22 protein-coding genes are annotated in these 17552 nt (G+C 62.8%); 7 read left to right on the top strand and 15 right to left on the bottom strand.

Features of this window, described 5'->3' with window-relative positions; genetic code table 11:
• Positions 1-6: 6 nt before the first annotated feature.
• Genes CA833_RS00215 through CA833_RS00200 form a run of 4 tightly spaced genes read left to right on the top strand, consistent with a single transcriptional unit; the run spans position 7 to position 1835 of the window.
• On the top strand, positions 7-549 hold the full coding sequence (locus CA833_RS00215; protein WP_207078859.1) for a DUF2939 domain-containing protein: 543 nt from the start codon (positions 7-9) through the stop codon (positions 547-549).
• A gap of 48 nt (positions 550-597) precedes the next feature.
• Positions 598-939: a hypothetical protein gene (locus tag CA833_RS00210; protein ID WP_207078858.1), complete on the top strand. Its 342-nt coding sequence runs from the start codon at positions 598-600 to the stop codon at positions 937-939.
• On the top strand, positions 936-1292 hold the full coding sequence (locus tag CA833_RS00205; RefSeq protein WP_207078857.1) for a hypothetical protein: 357 nt from the start codon (positions 936-938) through the stop codon (positions 1290-1292). The genes CA833_RS00210 and CA833_RS00205 overlap by 4 nt, the downstream gene beginning before the upstream one ends.
• Before the next feature lie 15 nt (positions 1293-1307).
• Positions 1308-1835, top strand: coding sequence for a hypothetical protein (locus tag CA833_RS00200; protein WP_207078856.1), 528 nt, complete (start codon positions 1308-1310; stop codon positions 1833-1835).
• A 125-nt stretch (positions 1836-1960) separates the two neighbouring features.
• Here the strand turns inward: CA833_RS00200 and CA833_RS00195 are convergent, their stop codons facing one another.
• From CA833_RS00195 to CA833_RS00155, 9 genes are all read right to left on the bottom strand, one after another.
• Positions 1961-2971, bottom strand: coding sequence for a contractile injection system protein, VgrG/Pvc8 family (locus tag CA833_RS00195; RefSeq protein ID WP_207078855.1), 1011 nt, complete (start codon positions 2969-2971; stop codon positions 1961-1963).
• The gene (locus tag CA833_RS00190; protein ID WP_207077906.1) at positions 2968-3381 is read right to left on the bottom strand and encodes a phage tail protein; all 414 of its coding nucleotides are present in this window, start codon (positions 3379-3381) and stop codon (positions 2968-2970) included. The genes CA833_RS00195 and CA833_RS00190 overlap by 4 nt, the downstream gene beginning before the upstream one ends.
• 11 nt (positions 3382-3392) lie before the next feature.
• Positions 3393-5843 (bottom strand): phage tail tape measure protein, encoded by a 2451-nt coding sequence (locus tag CA833_RS00185; protein WP_207078854.1) that lies wholly within the window; start codon positions 5841-5843, stop codon positions 3393-3395.
• Positions 5843-5974 (bottom strand): GpE family phage tail protein, encoded by a 132-nt coding sequence (locus CA833_RS00180; RefSeq protein ID WP_207078853.1) that lies wholly within the window; start codon positions 5972-5974, stop codon positions 5843-5845. Before CA833_RS00180 ends, CA833_RS00185 begins: the two co-directional genes overlap by 1 nt.
• A gap of 8 nt (positions 5975-5982) precedes the next feature.
• Positions 5983-6309 (bottom strand): phage tail assembly protein, encoded by a 327-nt coding sequence (locus CA833_RS00175; RefSeq protein WP_207078852.1) that lies wholly within the window; start codon positions 6307-6309, stop codon positions 5983-5985.
• A 62-nt stretch (positions 6310-6371) separates the two neighbouring features.
• Entirely contained in the window at positions 6372-6878 is a 507-nt protein-coding gene (locus CA833_RS00170) for a phage major tail tube protein (RefSeq protein ID WP_207078851.1), read from the bottom strand.
• 49 nt (positions 6879-6927) lie between these two features.
• The gene (locus tag CA833_RS00165; RefSeq protein ID WP_207078850.1) at positions 6928-8100 is read right to left on the bottom strand and encodes a phage tail sheath subtilisin-like domain-containing protein; all 1173 of its coding nucleotides are present in this window, start codon (positions 8098-8100) and stop codon (positions 6928-6930) included.
• Positions 8101-8123: 23 nt separating this feature from the next.
• Positions 8124-8462, bottom strand: a complete 339-nt coding sequence (locus CA833_RS00160; protein WP_207078849.1) for a GPW/gp25 family protein — start codon at positions 8460-8462, stop codon at positions 8124-8126.
• Positions 8459-9016, bottom strand: a complete 558-nt coding sequence (locus CA833_RS00155; RefSeq protein WP_207078848.1) for a phage baseplate assembly protein V — start codon at positions 9014-9016, stop codon at positions 8459-8461. Before CA833_RS00155 ends, CA833_RS00160 begins: the two co-directional genes overlap by 4 nt.
• Positions 9017-9215: 199 nt before the next feature.
• On the opposite strand from CA833_RS00155, the gene CA833_RS00150 reads away from it, so the two are divergent.
• The 3 genes from CA833_RS00150 to CA833_RS00140 are packed head-to-tail and all read left to right on the top strand — an operon-like array spanning position 9216 to position 10560.
• Positions 9216-9650 carry a hypothetical protein gene (locus CA833_RS00150; RefSeq protein WP_207078847.1) on the top strand — a complete coding sequence of 145 codons (435 nt, stop codon included), beginning with the start codon at positions 9216-9218 and terminating at the stop codon, positions 9648-9650.
• Positions 9647-10063 carry a helix-turn-helix transcriptional regulator gene (locus CA833_RS00145; RefSeq protein ID WP_207078846.1) on the top strand — a complete coding sequence of 139 codons (417 nt, stop codon included), beginning with the start codon at positions 9647-9649 and terminating at the stop codon, positions 10061-10063. The genes CA833_RS00150 and CA833_RS00145 overlap by 4 nt, the downstream gene beginning before the upstream one ends.
• On the top strand, positions 10063-10560 hold the full coding sequence (locus CA833_RS00140; RefSeq protein ID WP_207078845.1) for a hypothetical protein: 498 nt from the start codon (positions 10063-10065) through the stop codon (positions 10558-10560). The genes CA833_RS00145 and CA833_RS00140 overlap by 1 nt, the downstream gene beginning before the upstream one ends.
• Positions 10561-10634: 74 nt before the next feature.
• Here the strand turns inward: CA833_RS00140 and CA833_RS00135 are convergent, their stop codons facing one another.
• The 6 genes from CA833_RS00135 to CA833_RS00110 form a co-directional block, all read right to left on the bottom strand.
• Positions 10635-11453, bottom strand: coding sequence for a DNA adenine methylase (locus CA833_RS00135; RefSeq protein WP_207078844.1), 819 nt, complete (start codon positions 11451-11453; stop codon positions 10635-10637).
• 174 nt (positions 11454-11627) lie between these two features.
• Positions 11628-12668: a hypothetical protein gene (locus CA833_RS00130; RefSeq protein ID WP_207078843.1), complete on the bottom strand. Its 1041-nt coding sequence runs from the start codon at positions 12666-12668 to the stop codon at positions 11628-11630.
• A 12-nt stretch (positions 12669-12680) separates the two neighbouring features.
• Positions 12681-14720, bottom strand: coding sequence for a hypothetical protein (locus tag CA833_RS00125; protein WP_207078842.1), 2040 nt, complete (start codon positions 14718-14720; stop codon positions 12681-12683).
• Between the two features lie 3 nt (positions 14721-14723).
• Positions 14724-15800, bottom strand: coding sequence for a hypothetical protein (locus CA833_RS00120; RefSeq protein ID WP_207078841.1), 1077 nt, complete (start codon positions 15798-15800; stop codon positions 14724-14726).
• Positions 15800-16438 carry a phage tail protein I gene (locus CA833_RS00115; protein WP_207077919.1) on the bottom strand — a complete coding sequence of 213 codons (639 nt, stop codon included), beginning with the start codon at positions 16436-16438 and terminating at the stop codon, positions 15800-15802. The genes CA833_RS00120 and CA833_RS00115 overlap by 1 nt, the downstream gene beginning before the upstream one ends.
• Positions 16435-17340 (bottom strand): baseplate J/gp47 family protein, encoded by a 906-nt coding sequence (locus CA833_RS00110; RefSeq protein WP_207078840.1) that lies wholly within the window; start codon positions 17338-17340, stop codon positions 16435-16437. Before CA833_RS00110 ends, CA833_RS00115 begins: the two co-directional genes overlap by 4 nt.
• Between the last annotated feature and the right edge of the window lie 212 nt (positions 17341-17552).

Genomic DNA, 17552 nt, shown 5'->3' with positions numbered 1-17552 from the left:
GCTCAGATGAAGAAGGTCATCCTCGCGGGCGTTGCCGCGATCGCAATCGCGGCCGGTGGTTGGTACTGGCTGTCGCCCGGGATGGCCATGAAAGGCCTGCGTGACGCGGCGCTGGCGGGCGACAAGGATGAACTGCGCGAGCGTGTTGATTTCCCGGCCGTTCGTGAGTCCTTGAAGAGCCAGATGCGCGCGGTGATGGTCGCTGAAATGGCGAAGGAGAAAGACACCCCCTTTGCTGCGATGGGCATGGCCTTCGCAGGCGCCATCATCGACCCCATGATTGATGGTGTCGTGTCACCGGACGGCATCAAGGTCATGGTTCAAAGCGGGAAGATGAAGGATCCGGATAAGCCGGTAGCCGATCAGACAAAGGGCGGGGAAACCGAGTGGGCGATCGAGCGGCGAGGGCTGGATCGGTTCATTGCAAAACCGAAGGTTGCTGATGGAGAAAAGGCTCCGTCGCTGGTGTTTAAGCGCGATGGGTTGGGCTGGGAACTTGTTGATATTGAAGCGCCAATTGTTGAACCTCCGCATGATGTCGGAGCTTAAGCGGTTCGAGACGAGGGCACTGTTGGCATCAATGATGGGTGGTAAAATATGTCAAGTGAAGTGCGCCAAGAATTGGACGTCAATGAAGTTCTTGATTTATTAAGGGTCATGGATTCCTTTACGGGGTATGAAGAAGGTCCGGATGCTCAGTTATTACTTGCGCCGGTTCGCCGTTTGGATTTGCTTCGTTACATGATGGCGTCGTTAGCCGCGCAATCGTTTATCATTGATACTTTGGAAGAGCTTGCCAAAGCTAATCCATCCGTGAATGCGAATCTCATCAATGCACGAAAATTGATGGCTGAAGTCGCAAGGGCTGCGGCCAAATCCACTGGACTTGCTGGATTGGCTGATCGGGTCGCTCCTGTAACGCCCGAGGGAGGTCAATGATGGCTGAGCCAGACCTCAGTCTGCTGAATTCTGTCGTTGCTCAAGCGCTGAATAGGGCGCTTGGCAAGGAAGACCCATTGAACTCTGGTGGAGGCGGTGGCACATCAGGTGGTATGGAAGCACGCGTTGCACGCCTAGAAAGCGACATGGAGCATGTCAAAAAGTCCGTGTCGGAGATATCGACGGACGTTAAGGCTGTTCGGACTACGCTTAGCGATCTCAAAGTCGAATTTGGACGCTTCGATGAGCGGTCGAAGCAGATGCCGACTAAGGGCTTCATCTTCACGACGAGTGCGAGTTTGCTCGCAGCATGCGGCGCCCTCACTGCCTTGATCGTGAAGTTTTTGGCCTAAATAGAGGGCGCTCAAATGGACATTGCATCTGGCATTGCCGCTGTCACCCAAGGATTGGGCATTGCCAAAGCCCTTCGCGGAATTGAAAAATCTTACGACGAAGCGACCTACAGGGCGAAGGTCGCGGAAGTAATCGAAGCACTGACCGATGCGAAGCTCGCACTGGCAGAGGCCAAAGAAGTGATGGCCGGGAAAGACAGAGAAATTTCGCGGCTGAAGATCGCATTTGAAGACAATGGCAAGCTGGCGAAAGGGCCTGGAGACTACGACTACAAGACTGATGACGAAGGTCGACCAATAGGTTATCCTATCTGCCCTAAATGCCAGCCAACGAGTGGCCGCATTGTTCAGCTGAAGCAAAAAATTCATCACTATGTGGGTCAATGCCCTGTGTGCGAAAGTTCCTTCAGTCCGGTTACTGCCTTTTTAAGGTATGACGGAGATAAGCCTTACACCAAGGCAGACGAACACAGCCAACGTGTTGCCGAGGCCTCCCGCAAGAACTCCGAGCTAATGCGGGGACTTGGTCGTACGCTCGCTTAGACTTGGCGGATAGTCGACCCACAAAAAATATGACGGCTTCGGGCCACACGTTGCTCGATAAGCTCGGTGTCAAAATCGACTCCCATCATCATTTGCATCTCTGACCAAATCTCAGGAATGAATGCTTAGGGCGCCATCTCCATCCGCAAATCCGTGGTGAAGCCGCCGGATGTATCCATCCGGTGCGTCACCTCAGAAATCAGCCAGGTCGTCCCGTCGATCTCCCGCTTGTATCCGGTGACGGTGACGCGGGCTTCGGGGGAGGCTTCGGGGCGGCCGAGCGCCAGGCGGATGTCGAAGGTGGCCGGGGCACGTTTCAGGCGGGCGTTCTCGGCCGTCGCGGCGCGGCGGGCTGATGCTTCGTCGGGGTAGACCTTGCGCAGCTTCTTCGCGCCGTCTGCGGTGCCGGCGGTGACCGTCTTGCGCTTCGCCCCCTTGCGATCGTGCCACTGCGCGGTGACGCCCTGCTGACCGTCTCGCTTCTGGCGCTGCCAACGGTGGCCGTCGCCGCTGCGGCGGGTGATGGTGAGCGTGGGCAGGGCCTGCCCGCCGCTGGTCTGGCCGGCGCCCTTAGGGGCGAAGATCAGGTGCTTGTCCTTGATCGTGGCTACCGCGTCATTCTCACGGCCGAGGCGGCGCAGGAAGGCGACGTCGCTTTCCCGGCTCTGGCTGATCGAGGGCAGCGCGATCGCGGCGAGCGCCGGCGCAATCCGCGCGGTGAGGCCGTTGCGCCCTGCTACATCCCGCAGCACGGCGCCCAGCGTGGTATCCTTCCAGCTATGCGCGCGGCGGTTGCGGATCTCGCTGGTGAAGTCGGCCGCGCGGGCCTTGATCGTGATCTGGTCCGGCGGGCCGCTGTGGCCGACATCGTCCACCTTGAAGCTGCCCTTGTCGATCAGGCCCACGGTGACGTCCTTGCCCTGTTTCCAGCCCAGCTGGAGTTTCAGCACGGCGCCCTCGGGCGGGATGGCCAGCAGGCCGTCCGTGTCGGTCAGCACGATGTCCAGCTGGTCGGCCTCGTCCCCGCGCTTTTCGGAGAGGGAGAGCGAGACAAGGCGCGGGCGCATCCGGTCGGACAGGTCCACGCCGTCCAGCGTCACGCGCCAGTCGGCGATGTTGTTGGCCGCCGCGCTCATGCCGGGGCATCCGTGTCCCTGGCATCGGCCGGATCGTCCACGCGCAGGAGGTCGATCGCGAAGTCGATGCGCAGCGGCGTGCCATCGGGCAGGAAGGCGGCGTGGCGCTCGTCCAGCGCGGTGATGACGTAGTTGCCGAAGACGGTGCCGTTGCCGCTGACCAGTGGCAGCGCGTCGCCGGCGTTGCCCATGGTGCGCAGGTCATCGAGAGAAACCCGGCCGTCCGCGATCTCCGCATAGACCGATCCGGACATGCTGACGGTTTCGTCTCCGGGGCCGATGAACTGCGTGGCATCGCGCGCACCGATGCGGCCGGCGCGGGCGTGGCGCCAGTCCGTCTTGCGCTGGAGTTCGTCGTGGGCGAGCGTGCCGATTTCGAACAGGAACATGCCGAGAGCGATCAGGTGCATGGCTGGGATCCTTATTCGTCGTCGCCGAGGCTGCGCCCGCGGTTCTCGCGCTCGATATCCTCGATCACCCTGCGGATTTGATCGGTAATATCCTGCGCAGGCGTGCCGCCGGTGACTTCGATCTTGATGGTGTAGTGGTTGACCTGCGCGGGCATGGCGCCGCCGGACCCAGCGCCTTGAGCGGCGGCGGGGCTGGCCGCTGCGAGGGCAACGCCGCCGGCGCCGACGGCAAGGGCCTGCGTCATCTGGCCCGACAGGTCGGAGATGCGCCGCAGCGGCCCGCCGGTGTTGTTGGCAAGGCCCTGATCGAGCCCGGCCATGACAAAGCCGCCCAGATCCGCGAACACGCGGGAGGGTGAGTGAATGCCCAGCTTCGATTTGAACCAGTCCGACACCGCGCTTGCCGTGCTGATGATCGTGTTCTTGAGCGCCCCCAGCATGCCGGTGACGCCGTTGATCAGGCCCTGGATCAGGTTGCGGCCGATCTCGGTGAAATTGAGCGAGCGCAGGTAGCCGAGGGCCGGGGCAAAGGCCTGCATGAGCAAGCCGAGCGGGGTGAAGTTGAGGAAGGCCTGCACCAGGAAGGAAAAGGCTCCGCTGACCATGGCCTTGATGCTTTCCCACAGGCCGCCGAACCATGCGCTGATCGTCCCCCAATTATCGTAAATCAGATACGCGGCAGCGGCGACTGCCGCGATGGCCGCGACGATCAGCAGCAGCGGGGTGAGCGCAATGCCAAGCGGGGCAGCGGCAGCGGTCAGCGCGGCAAAAGCCAGGGCGATACCGCCGAGCAGGATCAGCAGCGCTGAACCGACGCCGAGAAACATCATGATGCCCTTGGCCAGGGCGGGGTGCGTCTGCGCCCAGCCACGTACCGCTTTCGCGACTGCGCCCACCTTCTCGGCAACGACCTTCACGGTCGGCAGCAGGGCCTGCCCCAGCTTGATGTTCAGTCCATTGACGGCGTTCATGGCCAGCCCGGTCGCGCCCTCGGTGGTGGCGATACGGTTGAGGAACTCGCCATGCATGGAGCCGGCGGTCTTGTCGGCATCGCCGACCAGCGCGAGACGCTGGCGCAGGCCATCAAGGTTGGTGAGCATCGGGGCGATGGCCGCAACGCTTTCCGAGCCGAATAGCTGGGTGAGGATCCCGGACTGCTGATCGGGGTTCAGCTTGCCGATCCGTTCCATCACATCGACAATCGCGCCGGCGGCATCCTTCTGCATGCGCTTGCCGACGTCGGTCGCCTCAAGGCCCAGCGTCTGGAAGGCCTTCTGCTGGCTCTTGGTCGCGGCTTCGCCCTTGGTCAGCGCCAGCATCGTGTTCTTGATGCCGGTGGCGGCAACCTCGCTGGGCACGCCGATGGAATCGAGCGTCGAGCCCAGCGCGGCGATCTGCGGCGCGGCAAGGCCGGCCACTTTGCCCAGCGGGCCGATGCGGGTGATGATATCGGTGACGTTGGCCGCCTTGCCGCCAAAGGTGTTGGTGAGCGCGTTGACCTTGTCGCCCAGCGAGCGGACGCCTTCCTGCGGCAGTTCGAAGGCGGTGCGCCACTTCGCCATTGTCTCGCCGGCGACGTCGGCCGTCATGTCGAAGGCCACGCCCATTTCGGCCGCGTCGTTGGTGAACTCTTCCAGCTGCTTGCGCTGGTCTGGCAGGGCGTTGCCGAACTTGTCCATGCCAACACCGGCAGCGCCGGCGGCAGCGGCAATGGTAGCCAGTTCGCTGGCCGCCATCGGGATCTTCTCGCTCATGTCGAGGAAGTCGTCAGACATCTGGGCAATCTGCGGCCCGGTCATGTTGGTGACCTTGGAGACGTCCGCCATGGCGCTTTCGAGGTTCATGGCCTGCTTGGCGGCGTTGACCACGGGCGCGCCCATCGCGGCGCCGGCGGCGACCATGCCGAGGCCCGCGCCCGAGGCCTTCGAACTGACCTCGTTCAGCTTGTCCGAATTGCGCTTGGCCTGATTGACCTTGTCCAGCTGCGCGGTCTGCTGGCGCAGTGCGCGGTTCGCCTCGGCCGTGTTGTCGGCAAGGCGGTTTTCATGGCTGGCCAGCTGGGCGACGTCGATGCCGGCGGCCGAGAGTTTCGAGGCCAGCTGCTGCAGTTCGGCGCCGCCGGCATCCAGCTTGGCGGCCAGCGCTGCGGCCTGCCGTTCGGCCTGCGCAAATTCCTTGCTCAGCTTCTTCGTCGGGTTTTCGGTCGCCTGCAGCTGGGTGCGCAGTTCGGCCATGCGCTGGGTTGCCTGCTGATAGGCGCGGGTATCGTCGCCGAAGCGCGATTCCTTGGCCTTGTAGCTGCCGACCTGCTTTTGCAGGGCATCGAGCCGCTGCAGTTCCTCGCCCGTCCTGGCAAGATCCCGGCGCGCGGCGGACGACGCGCCGGTGATGGACTTGAGGGGCGTGGTGATACGGTCCAGCCCCTCAAGGATGACCTGCAGTCGAAGGTTCTTGTCCGCCATTATCGCTTTCCGGGTGTCTCAGCAGGTTGGGATCGGCGGGCGGCCCTGGCGCGCCAGCCCATGAGTTCGGACAGGTCCATTTCGTCCATGGAGGCGGGCGGCCAGTGGAAGATGACCGCGATGTCCGCCATCGCGTCGTCTACCGATCGAGGACATCCGTGCGCTGCGACTTCTGCAGCAAAAAACCGCCGATCTCCGCGCCGCAGGCGAGCAGGTCCGCCGTTTCCATGTTTGCCACTTCGGGCTCGGAAAGGGTGGGCACGGAAATGCGCGGGATCAGCTTGATAAGGGCGTCCACCTTCAACTGCCCGAGATCGACCAGCGAGAGGCTGCGCAGTTCGCCCGAGCGGGGCTTGCGCAGCTGGATGGTGGCAACGTCACCCGTGGGGCGCACGATCGGCGTGTCGAGGGTGACGGTGCGGAACACGGGCGCGGCCGGCGCGGGAGCGGGGTTGGTCTTGGTCATTGGAATCTCCGGTGGTCAAGGGAAGGGAAAGGGCGGCCCGGCGCATGGCCGGGCCTGAGGGATCAGAACAGGCCGATGGCGGCGCGGCGCGCGGCCATGAGGTCCACGCCGTCGACGACGAAGATCATGTTGAGCGGGTCGATCTCGATTTCGGTCCGGCCGTTCCAGATCAGCTTGTAGTAAGCGACCTCGGTCACGACCTTGAATTCGCCCGCTTCGCCATCCTCGGCATCGCCCATGTCGATTTCCGAATGGCGCCCGCGCACGATCACCTCGATCGTGTCCAGGCTGGCGGTGTCTTCCTGCTGGTAGTTGCCGGCGAAGCGCAGATAGGTGCCGTCCACCGTGGTGACGCCGTACTGGCGCAGGATATCGCGCATCGGGCCGCCATAGGTGTGGGTCATCGACATGGCTTCCTGACCCATGTCCATTTTCAGCGTGCCGCCGCCGACTTTCCAGTCCTCCATCTTGCGGGCGAGAACGGGCAGGGTGAGCGACTTGCACTCGCCAAGGTAGGCGAGGCCTTCGTTAAACAGCATCTTGTCCTTGAGGACGCGGGGCATACCCATGGCGGGCTCCTGTGATCGAGAGGCGGGGAAGGGTGGTGGCGGCCGGGGATCAGGCCTCGGTCAGCTGGGCCGAGAAATCGGCGAAGTAGCTGTCCGTGATGCGCTGGTTGAAGCCGAGGTCTTCGAGCGGCGGCGGCACGGTGTAATCGTAGTCGATCCGCAGCTTTCCGGCCTTGAGGCTGTCGGTGCTGTTGTTCGCCTCGTCGTACCAGGCGTTGAAGCCCAGCAGGATGCCCTGCGTTTTCAGCTGGCGGCCGAAGCCGTTCACCGTCTCGATGATGTCCTTGGCCAGCGCCGGCGTCAGCGGCTTGTCGATGGCCCAGAGCATGCCGGCGACGATGGTTTCGGCGATCAGCTGCGCCACGCGCGTGGTGCTTTCGAAGACGAACTGGCTTTCCGCCTCGGCGGCGGTGCGGTTGCCCCAGAAGCGATAGCCGCTGTCGGTACGGATCAGGGCGGTGACTTGCGAGGCGTTCAGCACGCCCGCCTCGCTCGACTGGTCTTCGATATCCCAGTGGATGTCCTTGGTGAGCCCGACCACGCCTTCGACGGCGACGTTCGACAGCGTCTTGTGCGGGCCGGTCTGGGTGTCGATCAGGGCGCGCAGGCCCATGGCGCGGGCGGCGGCGTAGCTGGTGACATTGGCGCTGGTGTCCGTGTCCCAGGCGAGGAAGTCCGGCATCAGCAGCATGAGTTCGCGGGCGCTGAAGTTGGCGCGGTAGGCGGTGGCCGCCACCACGGTTTCGCCCAGCGCGCGGGCATAGGCGAAGCCGCGCAGCTTCTTTGCCACGACGGCAAGCGCGGTGGTGACGGCCTGCGTCTCAAGGCCGGGGGTGCCGAGGATCTTCGGCTTCACACCCAGCTGCGCCTGCGCGGCCAGCAGGGCCTGCATGCCGGTCTTCTGGCCATCGGCGGTGGTGGTGCCGATCACGTTGCTGGCGGTCTCTGCCGCGTCGTCACCCTCGGCCACGCGGACAACGACCAGCACCGGCCGGGTCTGGTCGGCAATGGCGCGCAGGGCCCTGGCCAGCGTGCCGTCCGTGCCGGCCTTGCCGATCGCGGTTTCGATATCGGTGATCAGCGCCGGGCGATCGAGCGGGAAGGTGGCCGCGTCCGCATCCTCTGCGGTGGCGACAAGGCCGATGATGGAGGTGGAAACGGCGGTCAGCGTGCGGGCGCCGTCGCTGATCTCGGTAATGGTGATGCCGTGCTTGAAGGCCATTGCGGGCTCCTGAGAGGTTGAGGCTAGAGGGGCAGGACGAGGCGGGTGCGGGAGTTGGCGGCGCCGGTGTCGGTACGCACGCCGTCGAGCGTCAGGGTGGCCGAACCGGCCTCGGCACCGGCGGCAAGGCTGACCTTCCGCAGCTGCAGGCGATCTTCCCAGCGGGACAGGGCAACGGCCGAGGCCGCGTAGATCCGCAGGATGTTGGACCGCGTCATGGGCAGGTCGATGAGATCGGGGAGCAGCGAGCCATAGTCGCGCAGACCCACGCGGGAGCCGATCGGCGTGCCGAGAATGTCGCCAACCGACTGCGGCAGGTCATCGTCCAGCGCTTCGCCACTGGTGCGGGACATGCCGGTCATGGCACGGGCGCTCCGCTCTGCGCGGTGCCGGCGGCAACGGCCGAATGCTTGTGCCTCTTGAGGCTGATGCCGCCGCTGACCACGTCGTCAGATGCTTCGGCCTTGCCCGCGATCGAGACGTTGCCGTTGATCGTGACATCGGCGTTGATGGTGAGCCCGGCCGGTGCGTCCACGGTGGCCGAGCCGCCGGCGGGCAGGCTGGCGGCAAGCGCATGGGTGCCGTGGTGGTAGCCCACGCTGGCCCCATCGGGGAACGCGATCAGGACAAGGTCAGGATCGGTGGAGGGCGGCGGGTTCGCATCGGACCAGAGGCCGAGCAGCACGCGGCCATTGTCGATATCGCCTTCGGGGCACAGGACCGTGCATTGCTCGCCGGGCACAGGCGGCGACCAGACGGTGACGCCGCCGGCGCGCGGGGCGAACCACGGCAGGTCGCCGGTGACAAGGTCGCCCAGTTCCACGGTGCAGGTCGCGGCCGCGTAGTCCACGGAGGCCACGACACCGTCCTGAAGGAGTTCGCCCGATCGGCGTTCAAGGTCTGCGGAATTCGCCATGGTGCGACCATGGCAAGAGGTTCAGCGGGTTTCGCGGGGCTGCATTTGTATGGGCGGCAGGCCAAATGATGCCACTCGAAGGCTGATTTGTGCGCAATCATGGAAAGCGCTGGAGATTTTTCCATCCCAGCTGCGATAGGCAACCATATATCGGAATCCCTCTTGCGCGGTGTTAAGAGAAACCTTAACTCAACCAAGTATGACGGACGGCAACGGCGAAGAGCAGTTTACTAAACTCGGATGTAGCCTGTTGGCCGAAGAAGGAGGATCGCGTGTTGTCGCGATTAAGTCCCCGCTCAAAGATTTTGAATCGCTTCAGGTCAAGGAACAGGGTCGCTTCGTAGGTATTATGAAGGGATGGTGTGCGGGCAGGAAGTTGATGCCTAAAATGTTTAATTACAATGAGGGCAGGTCGAAAATTAACAATGTTATGCTGCAGGCGTTTAAGGGCTTTAAGCACAGGTTTTACGGATTCCCCACCGAAGTGGACGGTATCCGGACCTTCGTGGTTGTAAAAGCAGACTTAGACAAGAAACAAGACAAGGCCGATCCCATCGTGCTCGGCCGGGCGTTGGAGATTGCAGACGAATTGCAATCCAATTTGAACGCCAACGCGAAAGGAAAAGGACAATGAGCAGCACCAATGATCGGGAACGGAACGCGATTTTCGCTGAAGAAGCGTTCGTTGTTGATGCACAGCTCTTCCTTCACTCCCTGATGGAGGAGAAGGGTTTTACGCGCGCTGACTTGGCCAACGCGATGGGTGTCTCGCGTGCGCGCATTTCCCAAGTTTTCAGCGATGAATGCAAGAATTTCACGTTGCGCCTGTTTGCTCGGGCGGTTCATGCGTTGGGGGAAACTCCCACGTTGAATTGTCAGCACTTTGCTCGGAAGTGTGAGCAAGATCAGGTAGATGAGATGGCGAACTTGATCGAAGCAGCGCCGAACGTCTTCCCGATCTGGCAGGAGGCTGGCGACGATAGCGAGGCTGAGTGTGTGAATTCCAGTGACCAGCGGTTGGCTGGACTGCGGCGAAAGGCTGCGTGATGAGCGATATCACTAACGAAGTTGCAAAGGAAATTCCTAAGGAGGGCTTCTCCGGGGATGAATATAATCACGTTGCAAAAAATTCTGAGCTCGAAACAATCAGGCTCTTGTCTAGCAAATTTATTGCTGAGCCGGATGCGGGCAATGGCAACGATAAGTTGAAGTTGAATTACAGCCGTAAGATCGTTGCTTGCCAATATATGCGCGAAGATTCTGCGGTTGTCGCAATTTTTCAATACCATGTAGATGGCAAGCGCGCTCGTAAGAAGGCCTTTAGTCTCGTTGCGGAATATGGTGTTTCTTATACCGTTCCCAACGACGCGACGGAGGCCGCAGCGCTTGGTTTTTGCAGGAACGTCGGAAAGTTCGCTGCATATCCTTATTTCAGAGGGCTCGCGGCTCATGTTTTTGCTGAAGCGGGATTGCGCGTCCCTCCGCTGCCGGCGATTGCTTCGACGGCGCACATTCAGAAGAATGCGCCCGCTAAGGTGAATTGACGCAAATTATACCTAGCAAATATCGCTAAAGAATAATCCGCGCCCCATATGTGAGGCGCGGATTTTTTTATCGTCTAGTCGTCATTGTCAGCCAGCGGGAAGTTGCTGATCAGTACCTCCCGCGCCGGGCGGGACTTCGCCCCCACCGAGTAGGTCGTATCGATCGGCATGATCATGAATCGGCCAAACGTCTCGCGCACGCCTTCATTGTCGTTGAGCGACATGAGGAACTTGCCCTTGATGCCGGCCAGCTGGTCGGCCAGCGCGGCGAAGTCGGCGCGGGTGAAGACGTCGGGGCCGTAGTCCTTTTCGCAGGCCCAATAGGGCGGATCGAGGTAGAACAGCGCGCCCTCGCGGTCATAGCGGCGGATGAAATCGCCATAGGGCAGGCGCTCGATCGTGACCGACTGCAGGCGGTCATGGATATCGGCCAGCATGGGTTCGATCTTGCTGACATCGAAGCGGGCAGGGTTCGATGCGTCCACGCCGAATGCACGGCCGGAAACCTTGCCGCCGAATGCCAGGCGCTGGACGTAGAGGAAGCGCACGGCACGTTGCAGGTCGGTCAGGCGATCGGGATCCTGCCCCAGCAGCCGCTCGAACTCGGCCCGGCTTGAAACGCGGAAGCGGAGCATGTCGACAAGGTAGGGGTAGTGTTCGGCAAGGCAGCGGAACAGGCCCACCACGTCGCCCGAGATATCGTTGATCGCCTCTGCCTTGGGCCGCCGCGTGCGGCGCAGGAAGATGCCGCCCATGCCCACGAAAGGCTCGGCATAGCTGCTGTGCGGCGTGCGATCGATGATGGCGCAGATGCGCTTGGAAAGGTTGCGTTTTCCGCCGATGTAACCGGCCGGGGGAGAAACGGGGCGAGTGAGAACAAAAGGGGTAGACATGATGGTTTTCCTGCACGATGTCCCTTCCGCGCCTGAGACGCGGAAGGGTATTCGAAGGGACAGGCGTGCTGCCCTGAGAGTGCGAGTGCAGGCTCGCTGGTTTCGAGATGCGGGAACATCCGAAGCCCCCTTCCGTAGAGGGCAAATTGAGCGCCGTGAAGTGCCTCGGCGCGGTTACGCTGCCACCACACCGCGCAGCGCCATCCGCGCCTTTGCAGAGGCGATCAGGGTATCGAGGCCTGCCACGTCCTTCGCGCCGGCGTAGATTCCGAAGAGCCCCATATCGCCGAGCGTGGTGTTGGGCACGGAATAGCGTCCGTACCCGAAGAGATGATGACCCGCCGGGCCGAGGAAGGCAGTAAGATCGGCGGGCGAGGTGAACGTCATGGTCGCGCCATTGGCCCGCAGGATCAGCTCGCCCGTATCGGCGTTCACCGAAAGCGCGAACGCTTCCCACGTTGCACGCGGCGCCACGTTAGAGCCGCCGGGTCGACCCGACCCGGCGCCAGTCCACGCGCCGCCTGCGGCCTTGGTGTTCAGCAGCGAGATGTTGGAAAGGTCAGTGGCGCCGGTCGAATCGTTGTTCACGAAGAGCGCGCCGTTCGCCGTGACGACGGCCTGCACGAAACCAGCGCCCACACCGGCAGACCCATAGTAATTGGTCTTTGAATGGATCACCGGGTACGACGAAGCGGTGGACAGCGGTACGCGGTTGCGGATGACGCCGACGACCGAGCAGCTACCCGTGTAATCAATCGGCGCGTCGAAGAAGAAGCCGTTGCCCAGCGCGTCCCCGGTCTTCACGCCCTCTGCAATGCGCGTGACGGTGGAGCCGGTGACAAGCGATGCGGTGCGTCCGTTGCCCGAACTGTCGATGGCCTGCGTGGGCGCCGTGTTGATCGTGGTTGCAGCAACAGTCTGCGCCGCGCTGACCTGATAGGAACCAGTGCCGCCGGTGCCGGTGCCCAGCGCCGTGATCGTGGTGCCTGCGGTAATGCCGGTGCCGGTGATCACTTGGCCGACAGCCAGCTTGCCGGCGGCGACAGCGGTGACCGTCAGCGTGTTGCCCGTGATCGAACCCGTGACCACGGCGCCGTCCTCGAACAGGTACAGGCCCTGCAGGCCATCGGAAGGGAAGCCCGCCACGGTTTCGATAAGAACGCCCAGCTGGCTCGCGCTGTCGTCAAGGTCAGGGATATTGATGATGAGGGACATGCGTCCTTGCTCCTAGCGAGAGTAACCAACGGCGCGCTTGAAGGGCACGCACCAGTTCCAGAGGGGGTAGGGTTTGCCGACCAGCGCAGCGATGTTCTCGGCCGCGTACATCCCGGTTCCGGCGAGGTATTCGAACACATCGTCGGAACGCGTGGGATCGCTGTCACACAGGTTGCCGCTGCCGGCGGTCGCTTGGCTTGCGTACCAGATGAACGCGTTGGCGCCGGGCTTCCGGTCCAGCGTGATTGCCACGATGCTGCCGCCGATGATCTCGACCGAGGCCACATTGGGCGTGCCTGCATCGTCCGAAACCCGGAAGCCCTTGGCGGCATAGTCCGTGGCCACGTTCTGGACGTAGGCAGATCGGAACTGGAGCGGGGATGACGGCGCGAAGTGGACGTAGATCGTCTTGCCGATAGCCTCGATCTTGATGGGAGCCAGCGGTTCGAAGCCGGTCCGTTCGACCATGACCTTGCGCAGCACCTTGCCTGCCTGCGCGGCCATCCAGCGATAGCCGTTGGGGTTCAGGTGTCCGCCCTTGTCCGTGACGGGGTAGGCGGGGCCGAAGCACCACACGCCCGGCGTGGACAGTGCCCAGTCAACCTGCGCGTTGCTGATCGAGAGATCGACGTTGTCGCGCACGTAGGAACCCGACGTAATGTAAGTGAGCCACGCGGGCGGCTTGGTCTGGCCGGTTATGGCGGCAATGTCGGCGTTGAGGTCAGCGCGCAATTGGTTGAGTAGCGCGAGATAGCCAGGACCGTCCGTGGTGCCGCCATAGGTGGTGACGTAGTTCCACTCGCCCTGGGCCCAAAGCACGGCAGCAACGGCACTGCTGCCAAGCGGATCGGCCAGCGCCTTGAACTTCGTTACCGCGCCCGTGCTGCGCGAATAGAGATCGGGCGAAGCGCCCTTGCTCAGCGCCTCGATCGTCCGGCCGTTCACAGCGGTGTTGACCGCCACGAAATTCCGCGTCGGCGCGCCTGCCTGATCGCTCCAGGCGCGGGCAAGGTGCCGGACGGCGCCGGTGATGATAGCCTCACCCTCGGCGCTGCTTCCGGCCGGAAGTGCCGCGACGGTGGCATCATCCAGAGGCGCGCGACCCGAGTTGACCTGCGCCTCCACCGTCGAAATGAGCGGGTTGAACGCTGCGGTTCCCTGCGTATCGTATCCTGCGGCCGTGGCTGTCGCTGGTCGGATCGATTGCCCCATCATGAAGGTATTGGGCTCTGCCGTGCGGGGAAGCGCCGGCCAGCCTTCCTGCGCCGACATAAGCGACTGACCGTAGCCGATGATCAGATTGTAAAGCGCGGTGCTCAGCCGCAGGATCTGGATGTTGTGCGGGGTGCCGGTGACCGAGCGGCCGCGCGCCATGTTGGCGGCATCGGCATAGAGCATCGAAATCTTGGCAGAACTGCCTGCGCGGGAAAGGTGCACGTCGCCATCGCGCACGCCGATCACGGGGCGCTTGGTGGCGCCATGGATTGCCCACGCCCAGTCGGCTTCCACGCTGCGTTCAATGCCCCCGCCCGCGAAGCCGCGGAGAGTTGGGCTGATGCTGCCGATGTTGAAGCTGCCGGCAACGCTGAAATCGCCCGCCACCGTAACGCTGGACAGGAATTCGCCGGTGCCGCGCACCTGCACCTTATGCGTGATGAACTTGCCGGCATAATCCAGCGCGATCACGGGTTTTCCCTGACCGCCCGCGACACCCCATGCATAGGTTGTTTCGCGGTTGTGCAGATTGGTGGAGCCGAGCGTCAGCTTGCTGCCCTTGGGCGCATAGAAGCCCTTGGCCGCAAACCAGCGCAGGGCATCGTCAAGGCCCGCCGTAAGGCGATTGGTGGACCCGCTGAACGAGAACTTGATGCGGGAACCGTCCGGCAGGGTGTTGCCGATGTCGATGCCCGACCTGACGTCATCGAGCGTGTTCAGCGACTGTTTGCCCAAAAGGTTCGGACGGAACTTCAGGAGGTCGAGCATCGCCGATACCGTCCGGCCGTCGTAGTCGATCAGCCGCGCCGCGCGCAAAATGGAGCTGAGTTTCGCCACGTGTTAAAATCCTACTGCGATGAAACAGGTGACATCGCCTTCGTCATCAGCGCTGAAAACGTTGAAGCCATCCTTGGTGATGGAAGAGGCAATGACGGCCGGAGTATTGTCCTTCGAATCCGCGCCGAGATTGGTCACGCCGCTGACAACGGCGGCAAAGCAAGCGGACGGGAACGGCTCGATGAACCAGACTGGGGTGGTGCCGTTGGCTGCGGCGGTGAAGCGGCCCCAGACGATCTGGAAACCGAAGAACCGGATGAAACCGTTCTGGGCCAGTGACATCGAGATCGGGCCGAGGCGGCGCGGGGTTACAACCTTGGTGCCAGAAGTGCCCGCCGTTATGTCCTCGGCGTCGGCCTCCGTGACAGTCAGCGTGCGATCCGCGTAGAGATCGCCGCCGCCCGTAACGAGGCCACCTCCAACGATGCGGCGCTGCCTTAGCGTTTCCAGTCCGGCATCAAGTGCCGTGCTGAGGCTGTTGAGCCCATTGTTCAAAGCAGTGTTGAGCGCATCGATACTTGCGCTCACCGCCGTGCTGAGCGCCTGCAGGCGCTGACGTAGGGTTTTGGGCGTGACGATCGTTTCTGCGTCGTCCTCGCCATCTTCCTCCGCGTCGACGCGTTCCTGCGTTGCAAGACGGGCAACGCCCCGGGCCTGCTGTGTGGCAGGCGGGTATGCGAAGACGGCATTCCCGTAATCGATGTTGGCAGCGAGATCGGAATCGAAGGCAATGTCGAAAGCCATGAGGCCGAATGCCAGTTCGGCCTTGGTCATGATGACAGCGGCGCTGGTGTGCACCGCAAACAGCTGACCGTCGCCCATGAACAGGCCGAACCCGGTGATGGACCAGTTGTCGCCAGACGTGTCGTAGGCGGTCAGGTGGGTGATGTTGGGGGCGGATGCCGTGCCCGATGCCACCTCCAGGCGCTTGAATTCACCGGGCAGGGCCACGAGCGTGGGCGCGTAGTCGAACGCGGTCGCGGTCAGCCCGAGGTGCGTGATGGAGACCGGGTCAGAACCCGATGCACCTTGCACGGCAGCAAGCCCCGCGTCCGTCAGCTTGAGGGAAAGCGCGGCCATTACTCGTCCTCCAGAAAGTTGCCGTCTTCATCGCGGATCGGCTCGCCATCATCGGTCTGCAGGACCATCGACCAGTCCCGGCTAGTGTCGTGCACGGCAGCGTAATCGGCCCGGTGCATGGCTCCGATCATTCCGCCGGCGGCCATGAAAAGGGTCGCCTGCGATTCCAGCGTCTGCACAAAATTGAAGTGGGCACGGGCCGGCTTGGCCACTGCGACATCGCGTATGATCGCGTTGGCCGTGTCGGCGGTCAGGAAGCTGGCCGGGATCTCGGCCGCAGGTGCGCGCACCTCGAAGGTGTAAGGTGCTTGGCGCGGGCTCGCCTCATGCCATTCAACGATACGAAGCGATGCGTGATAGCGCGCAAGCACCTCTTCCACCGCGCGGCGGCTGCCCTTGCGGCGATGGTAGGGGATTGCATCGGCAATTTCGGCACGCTTTTGCGCGATCGTCCATTCCGTTTTCCAGTGGCTGATCGCCAGCGCCCATGCGAGCCATGGCAGATGCGTGGTGGGGCAATCGGCGGCAGACCAGACCGAGCGGATGGGCGTGGGAAGGTCGGTCAGGCGTGCGGCGACTTGTTCAAGCCCTTTCTCCAGCGGAGTGGACGCAGGCGGGAGGACGGAGGCGTAAGTCATTCGCCCGTGCCCGCCAGCTGGGCGCTGATGCCGGTGCAGTAGGGCGCCTGCAGGCGCGTAATCGGAATATCGGCGGCGGGCGTGCGCAGGACGACATTCTGCACGCCTTCGACATGCGCGGCGCGGAACAGGGCCGATCGGGTAACGTCGCGGCCAAGGCGATGGCTTTCTGCGACGTAGGCTTCGACCGAGGCAAGCGAGGCAGCAAGGACTACGGCGGCATCCGGGCCGCTGTAGGTGGCGAGATCGTAATCCACGCCATAGCGAACGATATCGGCAGACTGGACAGTAACGAGGTCGGTCAAGGGCCGCCGGGTATCCGCCGAGACATAGGCGAAGACAGCGTCAACGAGGGCCTGCGAAGCTGCACCATCATCTGCGCGAGACATGATCGTGACGATGACATGGCCGGGATCGAAGCTAATCGCCGTGGCATCGAGCACGTTGGAATCGGCCGAAAGCGCGTGAAACACGTAAGCGCCTTCGGGACCGGCAACGGAGTAGCCCTCGGGTGCCAGCACCATGCGGCGTCGAAACTCCGTATCGCTTTCCATGACCGCTGCGGTGCCGGTGTCCGTATCGGCGGGCGTGATTGTCAGGCGGGCGATGCCGAACAGGGCCGCGATGTTGTCCAGATCCGCGCCCACGGCATAGGCGGGCATGACCGCGCGCACGGCATCGTTGATCCGCTGGCGCAGCAGCTGGGCAAAATAGGTGAAGACTTGGAGTAGCTTGGTGGCCGGATCGCTATTGCGGCCCGTGAAGGTCAGGCCGCTTTCAGCCATGTAGACCTTCATCTGCGCGATGCAGTCAGCAAGGATCGTCGCGAAATCGAGATCCTCGACGATATCCGGCACGGACATGCGCGAGAGATCGACAGCGGTGAAGGAAGTATCGGCCATGTCGCGCATGTCGCGGCAGGCTAGGGGCTTGCGCTATCCCCCGGCATTGGGATGGGCGGCAGGCCAAATGCTTCGATATGCAGTGGCTTCAAGGGGCCGATTGTGGAATGTCTGATACCGAGCAGTCCTATTGGAAAAGCGGACATGCCGACGTGGCTTTGCCGACACCCCAGAAATTAAAACCCTTTTCCCAAATGCCTTTTGTGTGGTTG

This window comes from Novosphingobium sp. KA1, assembly GCF_017309955.1.
GTDB lineage: Bacteria > Pseudomonadota > Alphaproteobacteria > Sphingomonadales > Sphingomonadaceae > Novosphingobium.
The sequence above is the reverse complement of the archived record's forward strand: the minus strand, read 5'-3'. Positions and strand labels throughout refer to the sequence as shown.